This is a genomic window from Kribbella endophytica (assembly GCF_054781295.1).
Map to the genome: position 1 here is coordinate 2,046,825 of NZ_BAAGUR010000001.1, position 25,849 is coordinate 2,072,673.

Annotated in this window: 27 protein-coding genes and 3 tRNA genes; 15 read left to right on the plus strand and 15 right to left on the minus strand. The window is 67.9% G+C overall.

The window, feature by feature from the left end; translation table 11 throughout:
• Positions 1 to 164: 164 nt before the first annotated feature.
• Both ACYVIO_RS09780 and ACYVIO_RS09785 read right to left on the minus strand, forming a co-directional pair.
• Positions 165 to 842 carry an HAD family hydrolase gene (locus ACYVIO_RS09780; protein WP_460650346.1) on the minus strand — a complete coding sequence of 226 codons (678 nt, stop codon included), beginning with the start codon at positions 840 to 842 and terminating at the stop codon, positions 165 to 167.
• Positions 839 to 1,690 (minus strand): GntR family transcriptional regulator, encoded by an 852-nt coding sequence (locus ACYVIO_RS09785; protein ID WP_460650347.1) that lies wholly within the window; start codon positions 1,688 to 1,690, stop codon positions 839 to 841. The genes ACYVIO_RS09780 and ACYVIO_RS09785 overlap by 4 nt, the downstream gene beginning before the upstream one ends.
• A 206-nt stretch (positions 1,691 to 1,896) precedes the next feature.
• Between ACYVIO_RS09785 and ACYVIO_RS09790 the strand changes: the two genes are divergently transcribed.
• The 11 genes from ACYVIO_RS09790 (at position 1,897) to ACYVIO_RS09840 (ending at position 11,514) form a co-directional block, all read left to right on the plus strand.
• Entirely contained in the window at positions 1,897 to 2,145 is a 249-nt protein-coding gene (locus tag ACYVIO_RS09790; protein WP_460650348.1) for a DUF6284 family protein, read from the plus strand.
• Positions 2,142 to 2,762 (plus strand): Pycsar system effector family protein, encoded by a 621-nt coding sequence (locus tag ACYVIO_RS09795; RefSeq protein WP_460650349.1) that lies wholly within the window; start codon positions 2,142 to 2,144, stop codon positions 2,760 to 2,762. The genes ACYVIO_RS09790 and ACYVIO_RS09795 overlap by 4 nt, the downstream gene beginning before the upstream one ends.
• 8 nt (positions 2,763 to 2,770) lie before the next feature.
• Positions 2,771 to 2,998, plus strand: a complete 228-nt coding sequence (locus tag ACYVIO_RS09800) for a hypothetical protein (protein WP_460650350.1) — start codon at positions 2,771 to 2,773, stop codon at positions 2,996 to 2,998.
• On the plus strand, positions 2,995 to 3,846 hold the full coding sequence (locus tag ACYVIO_RS09805) for an ABC transporter permease (RefSeq protein WP_460650351.1): 852 nt from the start codon (positions 2,995 to 2,997) through the stop codon (positions 3,844 to 3,846). Before ACYVIO_RS09800 ends, ACYVIO_RS09805 begins: the two co-directional genes overlap by 4 nt.
• Positions 3,847 to 3,848: 2 nt before the next feature.
• On the plus strand, positions 3,849 to 6,047 hold the full coding sequence (locus ACYVIO_RS09810; protein ID WP_460650352.1) for a cell division protein FtsK: 2,199 nt from the start codon (positions 3,849 to 3,851) through the stop codon (positions 6,045 to 6,047).
• A 194-nt stretch (positions 6,048 to 6,241) separates the two neighbouring features.
• Positions 6,242 to 6,598: a hypothetical protein gene (locus tag ACYVIO_RS09815; RefSeq protein ID WP_460650353.1), complete on the plus strand. Its 357-nt coding sequence runs from the start codon at positions 6,242 to 6,244 to the stop codon at positions 6,596 to 6,598.
• Positions 6,595 to 7,851 (plus strand): DNA cytosine methyltransferase, encoded by a 1,257-nt coding sequence (locus ACYVIO_RS09820; protein ID WP_460650354.1) that lies wholly within the window; start codon positions 6,595 to 6,597, stop codon positions 7,849 to 7,851. Before ACYVIO_RS09815 ends, ACYVIO_RS09820 begins: the two co-directional genes overlap by 4 nt.
• A 27-nt stretch (positions 7,852 to 7,878) precedes the next feature.
• Positions 7,879 to 8,760, plus strand: a complete 882-nt coding sequence (locus tag ACYVIO_RS09825) for a bifunctional DNA primase/polymerase (RefSeq protein WP_460650355.1) — start codon at positions 7,879 to 7,881, stop codon at positions 8,758 to 8,760.
• On the plus strand, positions 8,757 to 10,067 hold the full coding sequence (locus tag ACYVIO_RS09830; RefSeq protein ID WP_460650356.1) for a DUF3631 domain-containing protein: 1,311 nt from the start codon (positions 8,757 to 8,759) through the stop codon (positions 10,065 to 10,067). Before ACYVIO_RS09825 ends, ACYVIO_RS09830 begins: the two co-directional genes overlap by 4 nt.
• 32 nt (positions 10,068 to 10,099) lie before the next feature.
• Positions 10,100 to 10,306, plus strand: a complete 207-nt coding sequence (locus tag ACYVIO_RS09835; RefSeq protein ID WP_460650357.1) for a helix-turn-helix domain-containing protein — start codon at positions 10,100 to 10,102, stop codon at positions 10,304 to 10,306.
• Positions 10,303 to 11,514, plus strand: a complete 1,212-nt coding sequence (locus ACYVIO_RS09840) for a tyrosine-type recombinase/integrase (RefSeq protein WP_460650358.1) — start codon at positions 10,303 to 10,305, stop codon at positions 11,512 to 11,514. The genes ACYVIO_RS09835 and ACYVIO_RS09840 overlap by 4 nt, the downstream gene beginning before the upstream one ends.
• A 74-nt stretch (positions 11,515 to 11,588) precedes the next feature.
• On the opposite strand, the gene ACYVIO_RS09845 is transcribed toward ACYVIO_RS09840, so the two are convergent.
• The 4 genes from ACYVIO_RS09845 to ACYVIO_RS09860 all read right to left on the minus strand — a co-directional run bounded on the left by ACYVIO_RS09845 (position 11,589) and on the right by ACYVIO_RS09860 (position 13,378).
• A tRNA-Phe gene (locus ACYVIO_RS09845) sits at positions 11,589 to 11,661 on the minus strand.
• A 46-nt stretch (positions 11,662 to 11,707) separates the two neighbouring features.
• Positions 11,708 to 11,784: transfer RNA gene (locus ACYVIO_RS09850), tRNA-Asp, on the minus strand.
• A 59-nt stretch (positions 11,785 to 11,843) separates the two neighbouring features.
• Positions 11,844 to 11,916 (minus strand) — tRNA-Glu (locus ACYVIO_RS09855).
• Between the two features lie 214 nt (positions 11,917 to 12,130).
• On the minus strand, positions 12,131 to 13,378 hold the full coding sequence (locus ACYVIO_RS09860; RefSeq protein ID WP_460650359.1) for a hypothetical protein: 1,248 nt from the start codon (positions 13,376 to 13,378) through the stop codon (positions 12,131 to 12,133).
• A gap of 223 nt (positions 13,379 to 13,601) precedes the next feature.
• Between ACYVIO_RS09860 and ACYVIO_RS09865 the strand changes: the two genes are divergently transcribed.
• Positions 13,602 to 13,952 carry a metallopeptidase family protein gene (locus tag ACYVIO_RS09865; protein ID WP_460650360.1) on the plus strand — a complete coding sequence of 117 codons (351 nt, stop codon included), beginning with the start codon at positions 13,602 to 13,604 and terminating at the stop codon, positions 13,950 to 13,952.
• Positions 13,953 to 13,955: 3 nt separating this feature from the next.
• Here the strand turns inward: ACYVIO_RS09865 and ACYVIO_RS09870 are convergent, their stop codons facing one another.
• The 8 genes from ACYVIO_RS09870 to ACYVIO_RS09905 all read right to left on the minus strand — a co-directional run bounded on the left by ACYVIO_RS09870 (position 13,956) and on the right by ACYVIO_RS09905 (position 21,608).
• A complete protein-coding gene (locus ACYVIO_RS09870; RefSeq protein WP_460652093.1) occupies positions 13,956 to 14,081 on the minus strand; it encodes a hypothetical protein in 126 nt (41 codons plus the stop codon).
• On the minus strand, positions 14,054 to 14,785 hold the full coding sequence (locus ACYVIO_RS09875) for a polyprenol monophosphomannose synthase (protein WP_460650361.1): 732 nt from the start codon (positions 14,783 to 14,785) through the stop codon (positions 14,054 to 14,056). Before ACYVIO_RS09875 ends, ACYVIO_RS09870 begins: the two co-directional genes overlap by 28 nt.
• Positions 14,786 to 14,932: 147 nt before the next feature.
• Positions 14,933 to 15,961 carry a LacI family DNA-binding transcriptional regulator gene (locus ACYVIO_RS09880; protein ID WP_460650362.1) on the minus strand — a complete coding sequence of 343 codons (1,029 nt, stop codon included), beginning with the start codon at positions 15,959 to 15,961 and terminating at the stop codon, positions 14,933 to 14,935.
• 18 nt (positions 15,962 to 15,979) lie between these two features.
• Positions 15,980 to 17,821, minus strand: coding sequence for a CheR family methyltransferase (locus ACYVIO_RS09885; RefSeq protein WP_460650363.1), 1,842 nt, complete (start codon positions 17,819 to 17,821; stop codon positions 15,980 to 15,982).
• 9 nt (positions 17,822 to 17,830) lie between these two features.
• On the minus strand, positions 17,831 to 18,622 hold the full coding sequence (locus tag ACYVIO_RS09890) for an ATP-binding protein (RefSeq protein ID WP_460650364.1): 792 nt from the start codon (positions 18,620 to 18,622) through the stop codon (positions 17,831 to 17,833).
• Positions 18,619 to 19,623, minus strand: a complete 1,005-nt coding sequence (locus tag ACYVIO_RS09895; RefSeq protein WP_460650365.1) for a chemotaxis protein CheB — start codon at positions 19,621 to 19,623, stop codon at positions 18,619 to 18,621. Before ACYVIO_RS09895 ends, ACYVIO_RS09890 begins: the two co-directional genes overlap by 4 nt.
• A 55-nt stretch (positions 19,624 to 19,678) precedes the next feature.
• The gene (locus tag ACYVIO_RS09900) at positions 19,679 to 20,071 is read right to left on the minus strand and encodes an STAS domain-containing protein (protein ID WP_460650366.1); all 393 of its coding nucleotides are present in this window, start codon (positions 20,069 to 20,071) and stop codon (positions 19,679 to 19,681) included.
• Positions 20,072 to 20,234: 163 nt separating this feature from the next.
• Positions 20,235 to 21,608 carry an LVIVD repeat-containing protein gene (locus ACYVIO_RS09905; protein WP_460650367.1) on the minus strand — a complete coding sequence of 458 codons (1,374 nt, stop codon included), beginning with the start codon at positions 21,606 to 21,608 and terminating at the stop codon, positions 20,235 to 20,237.
• 97 nt (positions 21,609 to 21,705) lie between these two features.
• Between ACYVIO_RS09905 and ACYVIO_RS09910 the strand changes: the two genes are divergently transcribed.
• The 3 genes from ACYVIO_RS09910 to ACYVIO_RS09920 are packed head-to-tail and all read left to right on the plus strand — an operon-like array spanning position 21,706 to position 23,815.
• Positions 21,706 to 22,344, plus strand: a complete 639-nt coding sequence (locus ACYVIO_RS09910; RefSeq protein WP_460650368.1) for a DUF305 domain-containing protein — start codon at positions 21,706 to 21,708, stop codon at positions 22,342 to 22,344.
• Positions 22,344 to 23,087, plus strand: a complete 744-nt coding sequence (locus ACYVIO_RS09915) for an SDR family oxidoreductase (protein WP_460650369.1) — start codon at positions 22,344 to 22,346, stop codon at positions 23,085 to 23,087. Before ACYVIO_RS09910 ends, ACYVIO_RS09915 begins: the two co-directional genes overlap by 1 nt.
• A gap of 2 nt (positions 23,088 to 23,089) precedes the next feature.
• On the plus strand, positions 23,090 to 23,815 hold the full coding sequence (locus tag ACYVIO_RS09920) for a DNA alkylation repair protein (RefSeq protein WP_460650370.1): 726 nt from the start codon (positions 23,090 to 23,092) through the stop codon (positions 23,813 to 23,815).
• A gap of 58 nt (positions 23,816 to 23,873) precedes the next feature.
• On the opposite strand, the gene ACYVIO_RS09925 is transcribed toward ACYVIO_RS09920, so the two are convergent.
• Positions 23,874 to 25,847, minus strand: a complete 1,974-nt coding sequence (locus ACYVIO_RS09925) for a tachylectin-related carbohydrate-binding protein (RefSeq protein WP_460650371.1) — start codon at positions 25,845 to 25,847, stop codon at positions 23,874 to 23,876.
• Between the last annotated feature and the right edge of the window lie 2 nt (positions 25,848 to 25,849).

Genomic DNA, 25,849 nt, shown 5'->3' on the forward strand with positions numbered 1-25,849 from the left:
GGATCGTGAGGCGATCCGCTTAGTAGCAGATCGTAGCGGCGATGGACGGGCGGCGCGGTCACATCCTGGATACAAATATCGGATGACTCTGCGCTGACGGCCGTCTGGAGCAACTGCCGTGGCGCCCCGGCGTACTTGGGTTGCGGATGTCGCCGGCTGCTTCGTCAGTGGATCGACTTCGCCAAGGCAAACATCGTTGTCACGAGGGCGTCGGCTCCAGACTTAGTTAACGCCTCAGCCTTGCCGGGCTTATTGGCGTAGCCGACAGTCGGAACTCCCGCTGCGTGGCCAGCTTCTATATCGGTGGTCTGGTCGCCGACGAAGACGCATAAGGATGGCGCGGTCCCGAGCGTTGTGATGGCTCTCTGGATGAGGTGAGGGTCGGGCTTCATGAGTGTCGGGTCCGTAGCGTTTCGACCCACTACGAGAGACACACTTTCGGACAGGCCGATTCTCGTGAGGTACTCGAGGACGGCCTCTGCGTAGTTGTTGCTCACCACGGCCACTAGACGTTCACTAGCGATGCAGGCTGCGATGGATTCGGCTGCGCCGGGTGTTGGGCGGGCCGTCTCGATGGCTGTCAGTTCAGCCGTCTGGAGGGCGGCTTCTAGTCGCTGGGCTAGCTCGAAGTCGTCGGCCGCAGCCAGAAGCAGTTCGTGGGGGCTAGAGGCCTGCTCTAAGGCGGCCGCCAGCCCGCCGCGAATCTGGCGGGCCAGCCCCCGGAGCTCGTGGGTGATCTGTGGGGCTGGGTAGCCGTCGAACACTGAGCAGATCGGGCCGTCGAAGTCGAAGAGGATGGCTTCCGCGGTGCTGAGGATTTGTGCCAAGGGATCGGTGGTCACAGGTCGCGGACCTGCCCGAGGGTGCCCCAGAGGCTGTCGAACCAACGGCGTGCCTGTTCGACGTACTGCGAGCCTGTCGCGCGGTCGTCGTCGCTGGTGGAGTGGTGGAAGAGGACGGTGTCCTTGCCGACGGCATCGAAGGTGGGGACCGGCTCGCCGTCGATCTCGACGTCACGCTCGACGACGGGGTAGAAGCCGAAGAAGACCTCTTCTTCGTTGAGGGCGTAGAGCTTGAACATCATCGGGAGATTGACGACCCGTACTTCGGCGTTGACCTTGGAAACGAGACCCAGCTCGCCCAGCTCGCGGATCGACTCGAGGATCTGTCCGGCCGACCGTTGCGCGATGTGTTCCATGCGCGCTCTGACTGCCGGATCATCGCCGGGGTTCTCGCCGGCGCGCGATGGCACCGCCATCGGCTGAGCAAGGTCCGGTAGAAGCATCCGGATGGTGATGGCCTGGGGGGTGAGGCGGCCGCGCCTGATGCGGTCGATGGGCTCTTCAAGAGCGCCGAGGAGCGTCTCACCGGTCAGGCCGGCGAAGTCGATGGTGACTGAGTCCCGCTCGAAAGCCTTCTCGATGTGGGGTCGCAGGCCTACCGCCTGGTCGGCCTGCTCGCGCACGTACACGCCGCTGCCGACGCGCGACACGATCAGCCCCTCGTCTCGCAGGATCCGCAGGGACTGCTGGATGGTCATGCGGGCTACGCCGTACTGGGTGGCGAGGTCGTTCTGCGAGGGGAGTTTCTCCCCGGCCTTGAACTTGTGCGTGAGGATCGCCGCGCGCAGCGCGTTGGCGACCTGCTTGTACGGCGGGCGCGGGTCAGTCGGGTCTAGCTGCTGCTCCATGAGCCTGATTCTACTACCTGACTAGGCAGGCTAGGCGAGCTGTCCCGAAACCTTGACCTGGCTAGCCAGCCTATGTAACTTAGCCACATGACGACCTGGCTAGTCAGGCTAGTCAGATCGACACAAGCTTTGAAGTGACGCCCCGGCGGTTGCAGCCGCCGAGGCGCCTGGGTCGCACTAGTCCATTGCGTAGAGGAGCACAACCCGTGAACATCATCCCCCTTCCGGCCGTCGTCGACGACGAGCCGACCCCGGCTGATCTGGACGGTATCGAGCGTGAATGGCCGCTGCTGGCGGCCGAGCTGGAGCTGCTGGACGCCGAGATCTCGTTCATCAACGCGGGTCCGGCGGCGTCGGAGCTGGACCGGCGCCGGATCCGCCGTGCGGAGCACCGAGTCTTGGAGGTCGCCCGAGACCTGGCCGACCGCGCCCCGGAGTCGGAGGACGTGGCATGACTGGCGTCGATCACACGCATGAAGCCGTCCTGAACCTGAAGGACGCCGACGACGCACTGAGCGCTGCTAGCGAGTTGTACAGACTTCGCCGGGCGCAGGTCCACGCGACGCTCGCCTTGGCACAGCCGGTGAGTGACGGCGAGCTGGCGAAGGCGCAGAAGGTCCACGACTCGGTTGCCGGTTCGATCGGCAAGGCCGACGCGAAGGCCGGGTTCGTGGCGACTTTGAACACTGCCGTTCTGGCCGGTGTGGTGGCGCTGGTCCAGCTGGACCGTCTCGGGACTGCGGGGCGGCTGCTGGTGTCGTTGGGTGTGGCGCTGATGGTTGCGGCGGTGCTGTGCGCGGTGGCGGTGGTGTTGCCGATCTTGCGGGCTCGCCACACTAAGCACGGCAGCGGCAGCGTGCTGTACTTCGGCACCGTCCGGCACTACAGCCCCGATGAGCTGGCCGACCGGTTGGCCGGCGAAGACACCGCCCGCGAGATGTGTGCTCAGGCGGTTGTCCTGAGTCGGTTGAGCTGGATTAAGCATCGGCTGTTGCAGGTGGCCATGCTCGCCACGATCGCGGGGGCCGGCCTCACCGGTCTGACGCTGCTGCTGACCGGCGGAACCCGATGAGTCGCCGAGTGACGGGCTTGAGGGAGGTCTGGACCGAGCGTCTCGGTCTGGAGGCTCCCGCTGCGATCCCGGCCGAGCTGGAAGCCCGGCTCGCCAACCTGGTCACCGTCGTGACCGCTGACGTTCCCCCGTTCGGTTCGGCCGGCGCCGCTGTCGCCTACGGCGATCTGTGGGCGCTGACCGGCTTCCTCGCTGACGCCCGACGCGTCCTGCAGGGCAAGGAGATCCACGCATGAGCATCCCGCTTCGAACCACGTACCCGGTCCCGGTAGAGGAACTGATCCCGGCCGCCCGCAAGCTCGCTGACGAGACCGGCGGCATCCCGTCGCAGAACCGGTTGATGAAGCACTTCCGGATCGGCAAGGACAAGGCCAAGGCCGTCCGGTTGGCGCTGATCGAGGACGATGCCGCCACCCGGACCCACCTGGAACCGGTGCCGGACCTGCCCGATACCGAGGCTGACGCCACGAACGACGAGATGCCCTCCGCGGGGAGGGGGGAGGCATCTCCGCAGGTCACGGCGCCCGTAGAACCGGTGATTGTTGCCGAGTCCACCCCGTCCGAGGCGGTCCCGGCGGCTGTCTCTGACAGTGCCCAGCCGGTACGTACGTGGCCGGTCGTGTTGCTGGCGCTGCCGGCGTTTGTCGCAGTCTGGTCGGGGTGGGTCGGGCTCGGTGAACTTACCGGGTTCGGGGTGGTCCACCCGCTGCCCGGTATCGCGGACGATTTCACGATCAATTCCGCGATCACGCTGCCGATCGGTGTCGAGACGTACGCGGCGTTCGCGCTGCGGGTCTGGTTGTCGGGGCAGGTCCCGGCATCAGCTCGCCGGTTCGCGAAGGTGTCCGCCCTGTCTGCGCTGGTTCTGGGTGCGCTCGGTCAGGTCGCCTACCACCTGCTGGAGGCCGCCGGCGTGACCCGCGCTCCGTGGCAGATCACGACTGTTGTCGCCTGTTTGCCCGTCGCTGTCCTCGGCATGGGTGCCGCGCTCGCTCACCTGGTCCACGCCGGACCCCAACCGGCCCGCACGCCCAGCCGGTTCCGTCAGCTCCGTACCCGCCCGTTCAAGAACGGGGAGAAGTGACCATGACCGAGAATGCCAGCGAGATCCCCGAGCCGATCGACCTAGACGCGCACCGCGCTCGCCGCGACGACTCCACGCCGACGCCGGACGAAAGCGCCGACACCGTCGTCCCGCTGTCGGCCGCCGACGTCGCGGGGATGGACACAGCCTACGAAGTCGCCCTGGACGACGACACGGACACCGATCCCGGTGCGGGCAAGGTGCTGGTTCCTGTTGACACACCGGGTCTGGCGGTTCCCGTCACGCCGGGGGAGCGACTCCCGATCATCCCGGTTCACCTGCTCCCGCAGAACCTCCGGGCCACGGTTCGCCGTGCGGTGGCCCGATCCGGGCATGTTGCCGCGTTCCATGCGGTGCGGTCGCCTTGGTACGGCGCGAAGCTGACCTGGTTCGCCGGTCGCGGCTTCGCGCGGCTGATACGGAATCAGCTCAACTGGTGGTGGGTGCCGAACTCGTTCGCCCTTGAGCAGAAGGCCGCTGACGGCAACGAGCTCAAGGAATGGGAGAAGATCCACCGCGAGCTCAAACGGACCCGGCTGTGGCGTGGTGGCGTTCTGGCGGCGCAGAACGTTGGGCTTGCCATCAGTGCGCCGATCGCCCTCAACGCGGCTCCTGGCGCTGTCGTCGCCCTTGCCGGTGCTGGTCTGGTCGCTGCTGCGGCGCACTACGGCCGCCCGGCAGGTCAGACCCTGGTCGGTACCGCGGTCGTCGCACCCCGGTTCCGCAAGCTCAACTCCGACATCGTGCTGCGCGCCTACTACGCGGCCGGCCTGGGCAAGCCCGACCGGAGCGACCAGGAGGTGCGGTTCGGGTCGCAGATGTCCCGCGATGCCCGCAACACGGGGTCTCAGGTGTTGGTGGATCTCCCGTACGGCAAGGGCTGGACGGACGTGGCGAATTGCCGGGAGAAGATCGCCTCCGGCCTGGACGTCCACGTCAATCAGGTGTTCTTGACCCCGGACAAGACCAGCTCGCGCCGGCACACGCTGTTCGTGGCCGACCGTGACCCGCTCGCGGTCCCGGTGGGCCGGACGTCGCTGCTGGACTGCAAGCGGCGCTCGATCTGGAAGGCGTTCGTGATCGGCCGCGACGAGCGGGACGCGCCGGTCAAGCTGTCGCTGATGTGGAACTCGCTGCTGGTCGGCGCCCAACCCCGCAAGGGCAAGACTTACTTCGCCCGCCTGCTTGCCCTGTACGCGGCACTGGACCCGAACGTGCGGCTGATCGTGGTCGACGGCAAGAACTCGCCTGACTGGCTCGCGTTCAAGAAGGTTGCCCACCGCATCGTTTTCGGCACCCATCCCAACCCGAACACCGATGACCCGATCGAGACGTTCCGGGCGATCCTGGACGAGATCCTCGCCCACATCGACCACGTCAACTCGATCCTCACCACGCTCCCGGTCGAGCTGTGCCCCGAAGGCAAGCTGACCGAGGAACTCCACAACGACCCCCGCTACCCGGACCTGCACGTCCTGGTCTTGGTGATGGAAGAGTTCCAGGTGTACTTCGAGACCGAGGACCAGGCGGTCAACAAGGAGATCGCCGCCAAGCTCTCCCGCATCCAAGCCGTAGGCCCTAGCGCGGGCGTGATCATCGAGTCCAGCTCGCAGAAGCCGTCCGGTGTCGGCGCCGGCGACGTAGCCCGGTTGTTCAACCGGTACAGGGACAACCACACGCTGCGGTTCGCGCTCAAGTGCGGCAACCGGGTCGTGTCCGAGGCGATCTTGGGCGGCGACGCCTACCAGGAAGGCCTCGACGCAGCGACCCTGCCGGTCGGTGACGAGTACCGAGGCGTCGGCTACCTCTACGGCGCATCCGACGCCACCCCGACCGTACGGACCGAACTGGCCGACGCCACCGACGCGGACAAGATCCTCACCGCAGCGAGAGTGCTGCGGGAACGGCTCGGGCTGCTGTCCGGCATGGCCGCCGGCGAGGAGATGCAGCGCGGCTCCCGGGACGTCCTGGCCGACATCTTGACCGTGATGGGCGCCGACACCGCCGCGCACTGGGACACGATCGCCGGTCGGTTGGCCGACCAGATGCCGGAGCAGTACGACGGCACAACGCCCGATGCCATTAGCGCTCAGGCGCGCGGGTTGAACGTGTCCAGCGTCAACGTGAAGCGTGACGGTGCGACCCGCAAAGGCGCCAAGGCCGACGACGTCCGCGCCGCCATCTCTCGCCGCAACAGCTAACGGAGATCGACAGAGAGTCACCAAGTCGATAAGGGGAGTGGGGCGGATCAAGTAGCGGCCTAGCCGCTACCGGTAGCGGCAACGCTACCCGCCCCGCTACCCCGCAACCCTTACCTGATCAGGCCGTTTGTTCCCGCGTAGCGGGTAGCGGCCACGGCTCCTCACGCCCAAAAACAGCCCTCTGGAGGCTCCTCGTGTCCAGCACCCCCGCTACCGCTATCCCCAGTGCCGCTACCCACGGTAGCTACCTGGGTAGCGCCTCGATCGACCTCACCACCACTGTCCATACCGCCGGACAGATCGCCACCGTGGCACTCATCGTGACCGTTGCCGCCGCGTTCTACCTGCTGACCAGTGCTGTCTGGCCGTTCGGAAAGTGCCGCCGCTGCAAGGGTGCCGGCAAGTTCAAATCCCCGTTCGGCAACGCCTACCGCCACTGCGGACGCTGCGACGGATCCGGGCTGCGGGTCCGGTTCGGGCGCAAGGTCATCAGCTACTACCGGCGCACCCACTCAGCTGGCAGCAACTCGACCAGCAAGGCCAGCAAGTGACCGGCCCCGCCGGCCTGCACCTGGTGTCGCTGTGCGCCGGCATCGGCGGCATCGACCTGGCCTTCCACCGCGCCGGCATCCCGACTCGTGCGGCGGTCGAGATCGACCCGCACGCCCGCGGCGTCCTGGCCGACCGGTTCCCCGGAACCGTCCTGTTCGAAGACCTCACGAAGGTGACCGCCGATGACCTCAGAGCAGTTGGAGTTGTTCCCGACCGAACCGTTCTCGCCGCTGGCTGGCCGTGCCAGGGCAACTCCATGGCAGGCCGTCGCGGCGGCCTGGGTGATCCACGCTCAGGACTGTGGATGCACGTCGCGCGCCTGCTGGCTGAGCTACGTCCCCGCTGGTTCGTCGGCGAGAACGTCCCTGGCCTTCTGTCTGTCAACAACGGAGACGACTTCGGCATCATCGCCGGGGACCTGGCCGGGCTCGGGATGGAGTTCGCCTGGCGGGTACTGGACGCTCGCCACTTCGGAGTCCCACAGCGACGCCGTCGACTCATCGTTGTCGGACATCTTGGAGACCTCCGCGCCGCACCTGCGCAAGTACTCCTTGAGCCCGAAAGCCTGCGTAGGGATTCTCCGGCGGGCAGCCAAACGCCGACGCACCCTCCCGGCCGCGCTCGAGAACGCATTGACCCGGATCGCCGCGACCGCGCAGCACGAGCCGTCGGAGTCCTCGGAGACCACGCCCACACCCTGACCGCCCACGGGCACGACGCCAGCGAGGACGGCACCGGCCGCGGAGTTCCGGTCATCGGGTTCGCCTGGCAGGCCGGCGGCAACGCCTCCGTGGCCAACGCGATCGGCTACGACTCCGTCCCGACTATCCCTCGGTCGCAGACGATGGCCGTTGCCTACAGCCCCACCGTCGCCAACGCGCTGCTCAGCCATGGCGGCAACGACAAACACGACCCGACGATGATGACCTACGTCGCCCACCACGCCGCGACCCTCACCGCATCCGGCGACGGACGCGGTCACCGCCTCGACGCAGAGATGGCCGCCGGCGGGCACCTGATCGCCGACACCGATCTCATCGTGCGCCGCCTCACCCCACTCGAATGTGAACGGCTGCAAGGCCTGCCCGACGACTGGACCGCGACTAGCAACGGCGCCCATCAAGCCGACGCCCACCGATACAAGCAACTCGGCAACAGCGTCGCCGTCCCCGTCTTCACCTGGGTCGCCGACCGCATCACCGCCGAAGCCGTGGCGGAACTCGCCGCCGCGCCGACAGCCTCCGCCGCCTGATTCTCCCTACCCGAGAGGAACGCTCCCGTGACTGATCTGCTGACCGCCGCACTCGACGCCGCTAAGAATGGCTGGCCGGTGTTCATGCTCGCCAGATCCAAGCGCCCGGTAGCCAACTGCAATCCCTGCCGCGCTGCCGGCGCCGACCACGATCCCGCCAGCTGCGGGCACCTCACCTGCCACGGGTTCTACGCCGCCAGCACCGACCCCCACCGCGTCGCCGCGAACGTCGCCGCCGTCCCACTCGGACAGCTCGCCGTCCGCACCGGCGCCCTGTCCGAGCTCTTGGTGGTCGACGTCGACCCCGCACACGGCGGCACATCGAGCCTGACCGACCTTCTGGTCGAGGGCTTGTTGCCGCGCACGCTGCGGGTCGTCACCGGCTCGGGTGGACAGCACCTGTACTACCGCCATCCCGGACAGCCGATGCCGTCACGCCCGATGCCCGGCCGCAAGGGAATCGACATCAAGGCAGACGGCGGCTACGTCGTACTCCCGCCGTCGATCCACCACCGCACGGGCTTGCCGTACCGGTGGGCAACGGTCAGCGGGGCCGATGTGGGGGAGATGCCCCGCGCGCTTGTTGAGGCATGCCTGCCACCCTCGCCGGCCGACTCAGCTGCCCCGCGGACCAGCCCGCCACCTACGCAACCGGGCGGGGGCATCTCCCACCCCGACAAGCTGCTCAACGCTCACCTGGACGCTGTACGTCGTGCCGGGGAAGGTCGCCGACGCACGACGCTCTACGGCGCTGCTAGAGGCGTTGCGCGGATGGTCGCGGCCGGTGCGATCGAGTACGCCGCTGCCGTTGCCGCGCTGACCGGAGCGGGGCGCGAGGCCGAGCAGACCGAGCGCGAGATCAGAGCCGCCATCGCCGGCGGTTTTCGTGATGAAGGGATCGCCGCATGAGCAACCCCAACGACGACCAGGCCGACGCGGTCGACGGCGCCGAGCTGCTGGACGACGTCGCCGCCACCATCAGCCGATACGTCATCTTGCCTAGCACGTCCGCACTGATCGCAGTGGTTCTGTGGATCGCTGCCACCCACGCCATGAAGGCTTGGAACTGCGCCGCCCGGCTCGTCATCCGTGCGCCGGAACGGAGGTGCGGGAAGTCGCGGCTACTCGACATGGTCGAGGCGATGTGTCACCGGCCGCTGATCACCGTCAATGCGTCGCCGTCGGCGGTCTACCGGTCCATCGGCATGGCACCGAGCGACCCTCCGACCCTGCTGATCGATGAGGCAGACACGATCTTCGGGCCGAAGGCAGGCGACAACGAGGACCTGCGCGGCCTGCTCAACGCCGGACACCAACGCAACCGCCCGACCCTGCGATGGGATGCCAGCGCTCGGCAGACAGAGAAGATCGAGACCTTCGCCATGGCAGCTCTGGCCGGAATCGGTGCGATGCCGGACACGATCGAGGATCGCGCTGCCGTGATTCGGATGCGGCGCCGCGCCCCCGGCGAAACCGTTGCCCCGTACCGGATTCGCCGTGACGGGCCCGATCTCGACCTCCTGCGCCAGCGACTCAACCAGTGGATCGCCCCACACATCGACGCACTCACCCGAGCCACTCCGGAAATGCCGTTGGAGGACCGCGCCGCCGATACTTGGGAACCCATGATCGCGCTCGCCGATCTGGCGGGCGGGCAGTGGCCACGGGCCGCGCGAAAGGCCGCCGTAGCCCTCACCAGCGACCGCGACGCCGGCGACGAAGGATCAACACCGACCCGGCTACTCGCTGATTGCCGCACCGCCTTCCAGGACGCTGACGCACTGCCCACCGCTGTCCTGCTCGAACGGCTCTGCAGCGACCCTGAGGCGCCTTGGGCAACGTTGGGGGCCAACGGACTCACAGCCATGAGGATGGGCAACCTCCTGCGTGATTTCGAGATCCGCAGCGACACCATCCGCTTCACCACCGGCCAAGCCAAGGGCTACGTCCGCAGCGACTTCATCGACGCATGGAACCGCTACTGCCCGGAGCCGAAATCCGAGTCCGGGGAAGCCGTACCAGCCGTACCAGACGTAACACCGCAGGTCAGAGCCGGTACGGCTTACCCCATTGGTACGGCTCAAGCCGTACCAACGACCAAAGCCGTACCGCACCTGACCAGGGAAAACGAGGCTGGTACGGCTGGTACGGCTTGGGGTCCCCGACCTGTCCCGGACCTTTCGAATGACGCCCCCTCCTCTCGCGAGACCGCATGAGTACGCCCGGACAGAACGGAGCTGCAACCCGGATGAGCATGGTTCAGATCGCTGACGCGGAACGGCTGCTGATCACCACCGAAGAAGCTGCCGCACGACTGGGCATTCACCGCTCGACTCTCTACGACCTGATCCGGAGCCGAAAGCTGAAGACCGTCAAGATCGGCGCGCGCCGGCTAGTCCGGGTCTCGGCTCTGGAGGAAGCAATCCAACTCCTTGAGGAGGAAACCGCAGCATGAAGTCCGCGAATGGTGACGGATCGGTCTTCTACCGCCCGAGCAAGGATCGGTGGTTCGGTGCGGCCTACCTCCTGCAAGCCGACGGCACGTATGCGCGGCGGGAGGTATCCAGCAAGGACAGGGACACGGTCGTGCGCAAGCTTCGCGACCTGCAATCGAGGTCGGACAAGGGCATCCCTGCCGAGGCCACCGATTGGAACGTTGAAGCGTTCCTCAAGTACTGGCTGGAGCACATCGTGAAGCCGTCGAAGAAGCCGAAGACCCACCAGGGGTACGAACTGGTGGCGCGGGTGCATCTCATCCCCCACCTGGGCCGGAAAAAGCTGCACAAGCTGAACGGTGCCGATGTCCGGCTGTTCATGACGCGGATCCGAAATACCTGCCTGTGCTGCCTGCATGGGTACGACGAACGCCGCGGCGACAAGGCGAGGTGCTGCGCTGTCGGCAGGTGCTGTAAATGGCATCCGTCGGATCGGCTCGTGGAGCAGATTCACGCCGTGCTCAGGAACGCGCTGCAGGCGGCTGTTCGAGAGGAAGTCCTACAGCGCAACGTTGCCAAGCTGGTCCAGGTGGAAGGCGCGCAGTACGACACGAACAGGGGAGCGACTGAGGAACAAGCCCGCCTGTTGATGAAGGCGGCCAAGCCCACTCGGCTCTACGCGCTGTTCGTGCTGGCCCTGTTCATGGGGTTGCGTCGCGGCGAGCTGCTCGGCTTGAAGTGGGAGGACATCGACTGGGCAGAGAAGACGGTAGAGATCCGGCGCACGCTGCAACGGGTGGACGGTGCCTTGCAAGCCGTCTCGCCGAAGACCAGGAAGTCACGCAGGACGGTGCCGCTGATTGAGCTGTGCTTGGAGGTACTCAGAACCCACAAGCGGGAGCAGGCAAAGGAACGGTTGCTGGCCGGCGAGAAGTGGGTTGATACCGGCTACATCTTCACTACCGAGATCGGAACGCCGATCGAGCCGGACAACCTGCGGCGGACCTGGTACCCGCTGCGGGTCGAGGCCGGCCTAGGAGAGATGCGCTTCCACGACCTGCGGCATAGCTGTGTGACCTTGCTCCTACGGCTCGGAGTGCCGCCGCACATCGTCCAGGCGATCGTCGGTCACGCAGACGTCCAAGTGACGATGGCGATCTACGCGCATGCATCGCTGGAAGATCAGCGGAAGGCGCTCGCTCAGCTCGCGGAGCTGGTCGCCGGATAGGCGTTGCGGTACTGGTTGCGGTAATCGCGGGGGAGTCGGCGGATCTCAGACCGAGATCCACGCTCAGAAATGTGTGGTCAGGGGCGGTCTCGAACCGCCGACCTTCCGCTTTTCAGGCGGACGCTCTACCAGCTGAGCTACCTGACCGGGGAGAAAAGGCGGCGGCGGATGTTGGACATCCGCCGCCTTCTCCTGGCGACCCAGACGGGACTCGAACCCGCGACCTCCGCCGTGACAGGGCGGCACGCTAACCAACTGCGCTACTGGGCCAGGATGCTCGACGATGGTACACCATCTTCAAGCTGTTCAATTAATCGGCCTTTCGACCGTATCCCCAACGGGATTCGAACCCGCGTTACCGCCTTGAAAGGGCAGCGTCCTAGGCCACTAGACGATGGGGACTCGGACCCGCGGGAGCCGAAGCTCCAGGGACAGCCGTAAGCATAGAGGAGTCTTGGCGAAGGTCCAAAACGAGTTGTTGCCAAGGGGTTCGGCCCGCTGGGGAGGGGCTCGGGGGAGGGGGTGGCTGCCTGGAATCTGCCCCCAGAGTCCAGGCAGCCGATCGGGGAAAAACAGAGGAAGAGAGAGGAGGGAGCGGAGGGCTGGGGATAGGCGGTTAGCTGACTGTGGCTGCGGCCTGCTTTGCGGCTTCCAGGACTACTGCGTCGGAGGGAGCGTCAGGCGCCACGAGCCGCGGGAGCTGCTTCTCGAAGAGCCACGCGAACACACGCGACGGCAGCACCAGGGAGCGCGGCCAGACCGCCTGCGAGACCCCGTAGCCCCACAGCGCTGCCTTCACGCGCTGGTTGGGGGTGCCGTGGTGACCGGGCTCGGCGAAGCCGCAGTCGCCGATCTGGGCGAACATCGCCGTGAACAGCTGGACGCGCTTCCAGTTCATCCGCTCGCCGCGGACGTGGGTCAGGAAGTAGGCGCTGAACGAGTCCGCCATCAGTTCCGTACGACGGGTCGCCTCGGGCGCCGGCAGCGTCGAGTCGAACAGCCCGTCCTCGTACTGGATGTGGTGCCCGAACTCGTGCGCCAGGATCGCCTGCGTGGTGACGTCGCCGAGCCCGACCAGCCCGAACCCGTCGAGCACGCCGTCGCCCATCACGATCTTGTCGCCGACGGTCCCGATGCCTGGGACCGGCACGCCCTCGGCGGAGAACGCGTACGCGTTGAACGTGTACGCCGGGTGGTCGCCGTTCTTCAGCAGCGGGGTGCTGGTGATCTGCGTCTTGATGAAGTTCGCGGTGTTCTCGGACACGTCGAGCGGCTGGCCGTAGATCGTGGTGAACACCCGGGTCACCCGCGCGGTGTCGAGCAGCATCCGGCCGTGCGCGGGGACGAGCTGGATGTCCTTCGACTTGATGTCCCAGAACTTGCGCAGGCCGCCGAAGGTGTCGGTCGCCTTCTTCGTGTACGTCCCCTTGGCGCCGTACGTGAACTTGCCGGCCGGCTGCGGGAAGTAGACCGCATCCTGCATCACCAGGTCGAACAGCAGCACGTACAGCGAGGCCAGGGCCTGGTCGGGGGTCAGGTTCGCGAAGTCCGCGGTGACTGCGGCGACGACCGGAGGAGTGGCCGTCGAGCACTCGTAGTCGGTCGGGTCGATCGCGTCCAGGACGCGTTCGCGCAGCGGGCTCTCGTCCAGGCCGAGGCGAGCCTGTACGTCGGACGCGACCTTGCGCATCGCGGGGAGCTTCTCGGCGAGTTCGACCGCGATCGGCGAGGAGAGGCCGGCGAAGGCTGGGACAACGGCTGGGGCGGCGGGCGGAGCCGCGGTGGCGGCGAGGGCTGGCGCGGCCGTGAAGCCGGTCAGGACGGCGGCAGTGGTGACCGCCGCGGTCAGGAAACGCTTTCTCATACCGGATCTCCAGGGGACTGGCTCGGTCGCCGGGACGCGACCGGATGGCCGTCAGTATCCGCAGGTCGTAACGCCGGTTACGAGGCGTCGGGCTGGCGGAATCCGGCATGGCAGGAACCTGTCGCGGACCCGGAGCGGGGCAAGAGCCGGGCCGAAGCCGGCCCAGAGCCAAGCAGAAGCCGACGAAAGTACGCCGTGTGGTGCGCCTCACTACGCTGGGTCCGTGATCGAGATGAGCCGGGCGGATTTCGAGGTGCTGGTGGCCGAGGCGCTGGACGAGGTGCCGCCCGAGCTGGCCGGCCTGATCGACAACGTCGCGGTCTTCGTCGAGGACGACGCGCCGCCGAGCGACCCGGACCTGCTCGGCATCTACGAGGGCATCCCGCTGACCGAGCGGGGCAACTGGTACGGCGGGGTGCTGCCGGACCGGATCACCATCTACCGCAACCCGACGCTGGCGATCTGCGAGACCGTCGAGGACGTGGTCGACGAGGTGAACATCACCGTCGTGCACGAGATCGCGCACCACTTCGGGATCGACGACGCGCGGCTGCACGAGCTCGGCTACGGGTAAACCTCACGCGTTCGCGCGGAAAACTTGAGGCGCGCCGAGCAGCCGGTACGCCGCGCCAAAAGCCGGTACGCCGTACGACGTACCGGCCTGAACCAAAAAGATCAGGAGCGCTTGAAGAGCAGCTTCCACGGCATCAGGGCCGACTCGAGCTGGACCTTCAGGCTCATCTTCGACGCGCCGTGGGTGCGCTCCTCGAAGCGGATCGGCACCTCGGCGATCCGGAAGCCGCGGCGGACCGCACGGGTGTTCATCTCGACCTGGAACGAGTACCCGTTGCTCTGGATCGAACCGACGTCGATCGCCCGCAGGGTGTCGGCCTTCCACGCCTTGAACCCGGCGGTGGCGTCCTTGACGTGCAGCCGCAGGATCGTGTTCACGTAGAAGTTCGCCCAGGCCGACAGCAGCCGGCGGTGCCAGGCCCACTCGGCCGCGGCGGAACCGCCGGGCACGTACCGCGACCCGATCACCAGGCCCGCGTCCGTGGTCCGCAGCGTCTCCACCATCGTTGGCAGCACCGACGCCGGGTGGGACAGGTCCGCGTCCATCTGGATCACGATCTCGGCGTCCTCGGCGAGCGCGCGGGTGATCCCGGCGATGTACGCGCGGCCCAGCCCGTCCTTGGCGGTCCGGTGCAGTACGCCGACCTGCTCCGGCGCGGCCTTGGCCAGCTCGTCGGCGACGTCGCCGGTGCCGTCGGGGGAGTTGTCGTCGACGACCAGCATCTGCAACCCGGGCAGGTCGAGGTCCGCCAGCAGCTTGGCCAGCTCCGGCAGGTTCTCCCGCTCGTTGTAGGTCGGGACGACGACGATGATCTTGGAGGAGCTCTCGCCCATGGACAAATTCCTAGCTTCGGGGATCAGGACGCTATCGCATCAACCGGTCTAGGGCCCTGAAGGTGACGTTCCTGGCAGTGGATGTCGGAACCACCACCCTCAAAGTCTGCCTGATCCCTCAAGACCGCCCACGCCGGGTCCCCGGAATCAAGCCGGCCCGGTAGATCCCCGCACGACCAGCCGAGGCGCGATCCGCACGATCTTCCGCCGCGCGGGCAGTTCCCCGTGGATCCGGGCCAGCAGCAACCGCGCGCAGTTCCGCCCGAGCTCGACCGTGTGCTGGTCGACCGTCGTGAGCCCGGGTTCGACCAAAGACATCCACGGCACATCGTCGTACGCCGCGAGACTCAGACGCCGCGGCACCTTCAATCGTCGGCGCTTGATCTCCGCCAGCGCACCCTGGGCCAGCACGTTGTTCGCCGCGATGATCGCCGTCACCTCCAGCGAATCCAGCAGCTCCCGCGTCGTCTCCTGCGCCGCAACAGCGTCGAAGCTGGTGTAGACGATCAGCGACTCGTCGACCTCGAGCCCGCGATCAGCGTGCGCGGCACGGAAGCCCGCCAGCCGTCCAGCGCCCGTCGACCACTTGGTCTCGTCGATCAGGAACCCGATCCGCGTGTGCCCCAGGCCGATCAGGTGCTCGGTCAGCTCCCGCGCACCGGCCTTGTTGTCGCTCAGTACGACGTCGCTCCCGGACCGGCCCAGCTCGCGATCGGCGCAGACCACGTGAACCCCGTTGTCCTGCAGGATCCGCGGGCAGGCCGCGGTGACGGGCGTCACGATCACGCCCGGGACCCGCATCGCCAGCAGCGTCTCGGCGGCGCGCATCTCCTCGGCGGGATCGCCGTTGTCGTTCACCAGCACCATCTGGTACTCGGCCGCGCGCAGTTCCTCCTCGATCCCGGCCGCAAGGTCGGCGTAGAAGGGGTTTCGCAGGTCGGAGATCAGGACGCCGATCGACGTCGAGGTCCGGCTGCGCAGGTTGCGCGCGTTGTGGTCGAGCACGTAGCCGATCCGGGTGGCGGCCGCCTGGACCCGCTCACGGACCTCCGGCGAGGCGTATCCCCTGGTGTGCAAGGCCCTCGACACCGTCGAGGGCGACACCCCCGCCTCCCGCGCGACGTCCTGCACTGTTGGCCGTTTCACCGGCCCCGATGTCTTCCCCCGCTGAATCATGGGCGGAGTCTAGGGCCATCAGTTGCCGGGGGCTACCGTCTCCATCACCAGCAGTACGCCGCGCTGTCCGCCGTCCGGGCTCATCAGGGCGCTGCAGAGCAGCCGGACGGTGATCGACCGGCCGCGCCGGTTGACCGCTTCGATTCGTGCTTCTTCCAAAGAACCCGGTGTTTCGAGCGCCGAGCGCAGCAGCGGCCGAAGGATCTCCGACGGCAACCCGACGTCCAGGTTGAGCAGGTGCCGACCCTCGGCCTCGTCCCGGCGTACGCCCCACAGCTCCTGGGCGGCGGCGTTCCAGGCCAGGACGAGCAGCTCGGTGTCGACGACGATCACGCCGGCGGTGAACGCGGTCATCACCGCCTCGAGGAAGTCGTTCACGTCGTTCAGCTCGGTACTGCGTTCGCGGACCGCCTCGTTGATGATCTGCAGCTCGTCGTTGGTCGACTGCAGTTCCTCGTTCATCGTCTCGAGCTCTTCGTTGGTGGACTGGAGCTCCTCGTTCGTGGTCTCCAGCTCCTCCACCGTGGACTGCAGTTCCTCGTTGGTGGTCTCGAGCTCCTCGTTGGTCGACTGCAGCTCGGCGTTCGTGGTCTCCAGCTGGCGGTTGACCCGGTCGACCTCCAGCCGCAACGCGCGGGTGATGCTGACGTCGTGGAACACCACCGAGACCCCGAGCAGGTCGTTGCCGTCCGCCACCGGGTTCAGGTGCACCTCGAACCAGTGCACGACTCCGCCCGGCCGGTTGTACTCGACCTCGGAGATCCGGATCGGCTTGCGCTCGGCCAGGACCTGGTCGAGATGGCTGCGCAGCGACAGCGGCTGGTACGACACCTCCAGCTCGCGGATCGGGCGGCCGAGATCACGCTGGGACAGGCCGAACAGCGTCGCGGCCTGGTCGCTCAGCAGCGCCAGGTTGTCGTCGGCACCCACCACCAGTTGCGCGACCGGGCTGGCTGCGAAGGCCTGCTCGTGGAGGCGCTCGGGCAGGCCGCTCGGCTCGACGGGCTCGGGCCCGGTGCGTCCGATCGGCGTCGACCGGTGCGCCAGCCGGCGGAAGATCCGTTGCTTCAGGTCGACAGGCTCGAACAACCGGCTTCTGCCGAGCAGCATCTCGGCCCGGCCCAGGAACAGCACGCCGCGGGGGACCAGCGCGAAGTGGAATCGGTTCAGCACCCGCTGCTGGGTCTCGGCGTTGAAGTACATCAACGTGTTGCGGCACAGCAGCAGGTCGACGCGGGAGATCGGCGCGTCCTGGACCAGGTCGTTGCGGCCGAAGATCACCGTGCGGCGCAGGTCGGGGTGGAACACGAACCGGTCGCCGCGCTGCTCGAAGTACGCCGTCCGCTGCTCTTCCGGGACGCCGGCCAAGTCGCTTTCGCCGTACGACGCCTGCCGCGCCTGGGCGAGGGCCTCGTCGTCGACGTCGGTCGCGTAGATCTTCACCTGCTTGAGGTAGTTGTCGATCCCGAGCTCGTCGGCGAGCAGCATGGCCAGTGAGTACGGCTCCTGGCCGGTCGAGCAGCCGGTGCTCCAGATCCGCAGCGGGTCGCCCGGGCTGCGCTCGGCGAGCAGGGCCGGAACGACCTCGGTGCGCAGCAGGTCCCAGGCCTCGGGGTCGCGGAAGAAGCTGGTGACGTTGATCAGGATCGTGTTGAACAGCGCGGTGAACTCCTGCGGATCGACCTGCAGCAGGTCGAGGTACGCGTGGTGGCTGCCGATCCCGACCTGGCTCATCCGGTGCTGGATCCGGCGGAGCAGGCTGCTGCGCTTGTAGCCGCCGAAGTCGAAGCCGCGGGACTCGCGCAGGTAGGAGAGCAGATCCTCGAAGTCGTCGTCGGGCCCGGTCGGCTGGTTCGTCACCCCGTCACGCTACTGCCCGTTGCGCCAGCGGTTGTTGATTGCCGCCTTCGCGTCGGGTCCACGCAGCCGCAACGTCGCCCAGACGACCTTGCCGCCGGTCGACGTGGGATTCGCGCCCCAGGCGGTCGCCAGTGCGGTGACGATGCCGAGACCGAGCCCGTTCTCCCGGGTCGTGCTCGGCGGCCGGGGGACCGGGTACAGCGGGCTCTGGTCGGTCACCGCGACGGTCAGGAGCTGACGCCGCAGCTCGAGCCGCAGATCGGCGTCGGTGCCCGCGTGCCGGATCACGTTGCCGACCAGCTCGGACACGATCGCGACCGCGTCCTCGACCACTTCCTCGCAGTGCCACAGCTCGCAGGTCGCGGCGACGAACCGGCGGGCGACGCCACCGCTGTGCGGGTCGTTGACCAGTCGCAACCTGGTCAGCTGGCGGCCCGGCGGTCGATCGACCGAGGCGAGGGCAGCGGGCAGATCGCCGTACACCGGAAGGAAGCGGGCCATCGTCCGCGCGTGCTGCTGGACCTCGCGGGTGTGGTCGTCGCCGACCACCAGGATCAGCGGGGTGCCCGACCAGTCGGCCGCCTGCCGGGCGACCGCGGCGAACACGCTCAGCGTGACCGTCCGCGCCGGGACCAGGTCCTTGAGCAGTACGACGACCGCCGACGGCTGGTCGGCGACAGCCTTCAGCAGGTACGTCCGCAGCTGGGGTCCGGTCGCTACATCGAGTACGCCGGACGGCCGGATCACCACCGCCTCCCCGACGGTGCGCGTTCCGATCATCAAGGCGCTCGGCCTGTTCATCCGGTGTCACCGTCCTTCGTCGCCTCGGCGTCGCCCGAGGTCAGTCGGGCCCGGATCAACCGGGCGGCCGCGTCCGTCTCGTGCCCCGAAGCCACGTACCGCTGCGCACGGTTCTCGTTGCCCCGGCCTCGCGCCGTGTCCTCCAGCTGCCGGGCCAGGGCCGTCTTCTCGTCGAGGCTCCGTAGCGCGGTCCACAAAGCAGCCTGCATCCGATGGTCGGCGGTGGCAAGAAGCGCGTCCGCACTCCAGGCATGCCCGGCCTGGCAGCGGAATCCCTCGTGATCTCCGGCCGGTGCCGACAGCGCCCGGCCGCAGTCCGGACAGACCAGACCGACCGCCTGAGCCACCGACTCCGGCAACGACCCGAGCGCCTCCTGGTACCGCAGCATCGCGCCCGGCCCGTCCGACGCCCGGAGATCAACCGGTACGGCGAGCAGGCCGGCCAGCTGCTCGCCGATCGCGGCAGCGGACAGCACGTGGTCGGCACCGGCCGTCGCCAGGGCGCTGTCCGGCATGCCCCGGTAGGCCGCGTCGTCGGGGTCCTGAACGATCGCCAGACCGCCGGACGACCTGATCGCGGCCAGACCGGAAGCGCCGTCGTCCAGTACGCCGGACAGCACCACTCCGGCGACGAGCGGGCCGCGGGCGAGTGCGGCGGACCGGAACAGGGCGTTGATCGCCGGCCGGTGGCCGCTTTCGGTCGGGCCGTCGGACAGGACGGTGCAGTCGCCTTCGACCAGCAGGTGGTGATCCGGCGGTGCGACGTACACGTGTCCGGAGGTGATCGGCGTACCGTGCTCGGCCGCCGCGGCCGGGAGCTCACCGGCGTCGTCCAGGATCGAGCCGAGCACACTGCTGCCGCCCGCGGGCAGGTGCAGTACGACGAGAACCGCGGCCGGCAGCTCCGCCGGCAGGCCGGAGACCAGGCTGCGCAACGCCTCGACGCCGCCGGCCGAAGCGCCGATGACCACCAGATCCCGGTACGTGCCCGGTGAGTTCATCGCGGGGAGCCGGCCGCCCTGCTCATCCCCGGACGGTCCTTGCTCCCCAGCGAGATCATCGCCCGTCGCCACCTTGGCGTTCGGCGTCCTCGACGGAGGCGAAGATCCGGAACTCCTGGCCCAGACCGGTGATCGTCAGCGGCCGGTCGACCGGACGGCCGACGCCGACCAGGGCCAGCTCGATGCCGTACTGCGTGGCCAGGCGGCGGGCCTCGACCAGGTTGCCCAGGCCGGCCGAACTGCAGAACGTCACCGCGGAGACGTCGATCAGCACACTGCGCGCCGGTGGCGCGATCGCCGCCCGGATCGACTCCGACGCGAAATCGGTGGTGGCGATGTCGATCTCACCGGACAGCTTGACCAGCACGACGCCGGGGCGAAGCTCCTCGGTGACTGCGTCGAACGTGGTCCTGATCATCTCGCCGTCCTGGGAATCGGGCTGGCTCACGGCGGTCTCTCCCCCGGGCAGCCCCGCGAAACGCCGGTCGGTCCTGGCGTGGTGGGTGACAGCCCTGGTGTCACCGTATGCCGGATTGCTCCGGGGTCACAATGGCTGTACTGCCAGTGACCCCGGAGCGTGATGTAAGCGCTTAGGCAACTATGCGCTCGAATCAGCGCCGGAACGCGGGCTGGGTCTGGACGTTGAGCTCCTTCAGCTTGACCCGTTCGGCGGAGTCCGTCCGCCGGTCCTTGATCTTGAACACGTCGAAGGCGGTGACCGCCTCGGTGCCGTAGATCGCGCCGTTGTAGTAGTAGACCGACCAGTACCCACCGAAGGACGCCGGCTCACGCGGCGGACGGTCGAAGTACCCGATCTCCTTCGGATGTGCGGAGTCGGTGAAGTCCCACACCGAGAAACCGCCCTGGTACCAGGCCTGGACCATGATGTCGCGCCCCTTGGCCGGGATCAGCGAGCCGTTGTGCGACACGCAGTTCTCGTTCTCGGCCTGGTGCCGGTCGATCTTGTAGTAGCTGCGGAACTGCAGCTTGCGGTGCCTGATGTCGAAGACCGCGGTGGCGCCCTTGTTCGGCCCGACCTCGGTGTTGCACTCCGCGCCGCCACCGCCGCCGAGCTCGTCCATGAACACGACCTTGGTGCCGTCGCCGTTGAAGGTCGCGCCGTGCCAGAAGGCGAAGTTCGCCGAGTCCTGCACCTTGTCGATCACCTTCGGGCTCTCCGGCCGGGAGATGTCCAGCAGCACGCCGTCACCCATGCAGGCCGCGGCCGCGATGTTCTTGGCCGGGAACGCGGTGATGTCGTGGCAGCCGCTGGTCGCCGTACCGGTCTCGCTGCCCGGGAAGCCGCCGTCCGGGAACAGCACCGGCGAGGCCACCACGGCGGCCTGCTCGGGGTGCCGCAGCGGGACCTTGACGATGTCGATCCGGTCGTTCGGCGGCTGGCAGTCCGGGTACGTCGCGTTCGGGAAGTACGACGAGTTGTAGACGTAGACCGAGCGCTTCAGCTTGTCCGGGATCAGCGTGTGGGTGTGCGAACCGCACTTGGTCTCCACGGCCGCGACGTAGCGCGGGTTGCGGGGATCCTTGACGTCGAAGATCTTGATCCCCTCCCACGACTCCTTGATCGTCGGCGACTGCGCGACGCTCTGGCAGGAGTTGTCGCTGCGGGACGAGTCGGTGCTCAGGAACAGCAGGCCGTCGTAGATGCTGATGTCGTTCTGGCTGCCCGGGCAGGCGACCTGGCTGATCAGCGCCGGCTTGGCCGGGTTGGCGATGTCGTAGATCGCGAAGCCGGAGTAGTTGCCGACGTACGCCGTCTTGCCGGCGAACGCGATGTCGGTGTTCACCCCGCCGGCCAGCGGCCCGGTCATCGGCGCACTGGCCAGGTGGGTGATGTTGTCGCTCTTGGTCGCGCCGGTCTCCGGCGGCGCGGGGACCTCCGCGGAGGCGGCGCCGGCCAGGCCGGTCAGACCGGCGATCAGGGCTATGGAAAGGCTGAGACGGGCGAGCGTGCGTGGGCGGCGCATGCCGTGGTCCCTTCTGTTCTGTTGAATCGATCGATTGGCTCAGGGTATGCGTGATAGACACTGTGGGGAAGCGATTTGCCACGAAGAGTGAGGTGCTGTGAGGAACTTCGCCCTGCCACTGGTCGCCGTACTGGGGTTCGCCCTGGTGGGGTGCAGTTCGTCGACGCCCGAGGCCGCTCCGGCGCCGACCTCGACGGTCCCCGTCATCGTTCCCGGTACGCCGGGTGGCTCGAATCGAACGCTCGCCACGATGCCGTCGTCGCCGGCCACCACCGATCCCGACGACCTGACGTTCCTGAGCGACATGATGATCCACCACAGCCAGGCCCTGGTGATGGCCGACAAGGCCCGGACGGCCGCGGCGAATCCGCGGGTCAAGGCGCTGGCCGACCGGATCCAGGTCGGCCAGAAGCCCGAGATCGAGGCGATGCGGCAACTGCTCACCGAGCGCGGCGGCAAGGCGCCGTCGCTGGAGCACGTCGAGCACACCGATCACGCGGGCATGCCCGGGATGGCGACACCGGCCGAGCTGGCCAGGCTCTTGAACTCCACCGGCAAGGCCTTCGACACCCTGTTCCTGACCTTGATGATCAAGCATCATGAGGGCGCGGTGACGATGAGCGGCACAGCGATCGAGAAGGGCGCCGACCTGCGGATCGGCGAGCTCGCGCAGGACGTCAGCGTCACCCAGACCAAGGAGATCTCGACGATGCGGCGGTTGCAGAAGGAGCTGTGATGGGAGTCCTGGACGGCAAGGCCGCGCTGGTCACCGGCGGTTCGCGCGGGATCGGCGCCGCGATCGTGCGCCGGCTGGCCGCTGACGGCGCCGCGGTCACCTTCACCTACGCGTCGTCCGGGCAGGCCGCCGACGAGGTGGTCGCCGCGGTCAAGGACGCCGGCGGCCAGGCGTACGCCGTACAGGCTGATCAGGCCGACCTCGACGCGCTGCCCGCGCTCTTCGAGACCGCGGCCGAGCCGCTCGGCGGGTTGGACATCCTGGTCTGCAACGCGGGTCGGGCGATGGTGAAGTCGATGGCCGACGTCACGCCCGACGACTTCGACGAGATGTTCGCGACCAATCTCAAGGGCCCGTACTTCGCGATCAAACGGGCCGGCGAAGTGCTGCGCGACAACGGCCGGATCATCACCTTGTCGACGCTGAACACCAGCGTCCCGGGCCCCGGGATCTCTCTGTACGCCGCCACCAAGGGCGCGCTCGAGCAGGTCACCAAGGTCGCGGCCCGTGAGCTCGGCGGCCGCGGGATCACCGCCAACGTGGTCTCGCCCGGCGCGACCGACACCGACATGTTCCGCGACGCCAACCCGCCGGAGGCCGCCGAGCGCGCGGCCGCGTTCGCCGCGCTCGGCCGCATCGGCGTACCGGCGGACGTCGCCGACGTCGTCGCGTTCCTGGCCGGCCCGGACTCGCGGTGGCTCACCGGCCAGAACCTGGGCGCCAGCGGCGGCCTGATCGTCTGACCATGACCGTCACGGACCTGCTGGCCGAGATCGACGCCGCGGCGGACGCCGGCACGGCGGCGATCCTGTCGCGCTACTTCCAGGTCAAGCCCGGCGGGTACGGCGAGGGCGACCTGATGATCGGCGTCAAACTCTCCACGCTGCGCGGGATCATCAAGCCGTACGGGCGTGCTGACCTTCCGCTGGACGACTTGGAGCAGGCTCTCCACAGTCCGGTCCACGAGCACCGCCTCGCCGTCCTCTGCCTGCTCGCCGACCGCGCCGACCGCGCACTGAAACCCCGCACCGCAGACCCGGCCGACCTCGCCGCGATCTTCGACCTCTACCTGCGCAACACCGAGCACATCAACAACTGGGACCTGGTCGACTGCAGCGCCGCCGAGATCGTCGGCGGCCACCTCCTCGACCGCCCTGGCGACATCCTGCACACCCTGATCCGCTCACCCCTGATCTGGGACCGCCGGATCGCCCTCGTCGCCACCCACCGCTTCATCCGCGCCGGCGACAGCACCGACATCTACGCCCTCGCCCCCCAGGTCCTCGACGACCCCGAAGACCTGATCCACAAGGCCTCCGGCTGGATGCTCCGCGAAGCCGGCAAACGCGTCTCGCCCGACGAGCTGCTCGCCTTCCTCGACCAGTACGCCGCGAAGATGCCCCGCACGATGCTCAGCTACGCCCTCGAGCACTTCCCACCGGAAACCCGGAAGCACTACCGGAGTCTGTGAAACGAGAAGGTGGACCACCGCCCCGGTGATCCACCTTCTCGCCCGTCAGGTCGTGGGGTCAGGACACCTTGTGGGTGGTGAATGTCGGGTCGGCGGCCTTGGCGGACTTCGCCGCGAAGCCCTCGACCAGGTTGGTGGTCGCGACCCGGACCTGGAAGTTCTGGTTGTACGTCGCGATGGCCCACCTCTGGGTGGTACCGGCGGTGTAGACGAACGCCGTCGGGTCGCTGGGGTAGTCCTCCACGTAGCCGGTGGGGACCGCCTTGAACTGCGGGAACTGGCCCGAGCCCTGGATCAGTTCCTGGGCGAAGTAGATCTGGTTGTCGTCACTGCGGACGACGACCTCGACCAGCCCGGAGGTCGGCGACATGACCGCGGACGGCTGTCCCGGCCACACCTGCGCCGGGTCACCGACGCTGTCCCAGGTGCCGGTCCACGTCGTACCCGACACGGTCTGCTTCTGGGTCTTGATGTGTCCGTCGGCGTCCCGGGCGACCACGCGCAGCAGCTCACCGGGGTAACGGACGACAGACACCTTGCCGGTGAAGTTGCTCCCGCCGAGGCTGCTGAACGCCGAGAGGCCGGTACCGCTCCAGCTCGCCGACCAGAAGGTGCCGGCCGTGTCGCGGACGATCACCGTCAGCGTGGTGCCCGGCCCCTGCACGACGACCGGCGTCCCGGACAGCACCGGGCTGGTGAGCTTCGACCAGGGCACGAAGCCTGCCGAGAGCGGGGACTGCCGCTTGACCCACAGCGTCCCGTCGCCGGCCACCGCGAACAGTGCGAGCTTGTTCGTCGCCGGCGACTTCCCGGCGGCGGCGTCCGAGGCCATCAGCCCCGACCTGTCCTGCAGGGCCCCGACCAGCGGTGTGTCCGCGCCGGTCTGCACCTTCGACTGGATCCGGCTGTTGATGTTGTGCATCGAGATGTCGAGCTTGCCGTCGGCACCTTCGACCAGCGCCGGCGTACCGGTGTAGGCGTTCGGGCCGTTGAGCGCGGTCCAGGCCGTGCCGCCGAAGTCGGCCGGGTCGGGGGTGTGCCCCCACTTGGCCTGGCCGATGTTGTCGGTGTGGGCGAACTCCACCGCGCCGTCGGCTGACTGCAGCACGTTGAGCTGCGGGTAGCTCTGCAGCGGCACCGCCGGCGTGGCCGGGACGTACGACTTGGTCAGCTTGCACGCGTTCGAGGTGGCGAACACGTTCAGGAAGTTCTGCCAGCCGGTGCCGATCTGCCGGGCGTGCACGAGGAAGGTGTCGGTCTCGCGCTTGTACCGGTACTGCCTCAGCAGCCCGGCGGCGTCGATGCCGAGCAGGATGTCGGCACCGGGCGACAGCATCGTCTTGTACGTCGTCCAACTGCTGGCGCCGGTCTGGATGTAGTCCAGGTACCGGTCGCTGGTCGGCTCGAAGTGGTACCGGTGCAACGTCCCGTCGTTCCTCACGGCCTCCAGCACGCCGTCGCCGACGGCGGTGATCGCGGTGAAGTTGCCGAAGCTGTTGCCGACCGGCTGGACGCTGAAGGTGTTGGTGGCCGGATCGAGCCGGTACCGGCTCAGCTGGCCGTTGTCCTCGATCAGGTAGATGTCACCGCGGGCGTCCATGGTGATCTTGTTCTTGCGGGCCGGCTGCGACCAGCCGGCGAAGATCTTGCCGAGGTGCCGGAACGAGACGTCGAAGGTGCTGCCGTTCCAGTGGTACTGATAGGTGCCGGCAGCACTGATCGCGTAGAACCAGCCGTCCGGCCCGCCGAGGATCCTGCCGAACTGGTCCCAGCCTCCGCCGCCGATCTGGACCGGGTTGCGGGCCAGGATCGGCGTGGCGCTGCTGCTCAGGTCGTTGAAGTCGTAGCGCATCAGCGTGCCCGCGGCGGTCACCGCGAAGACGTTCTGCGCCGCCGTACAGGTGGCGTCGGCGTCGTCGGCCTGGGCCGGGACGGTCACGGCGGACAGACCCGCGCTGAGCAGGCCGGCGGTCAGTGCGACGGCGGCGAACCGCCGTCGACCGAGCAGGCGGGTGGACAGGGTGCGGAACATGG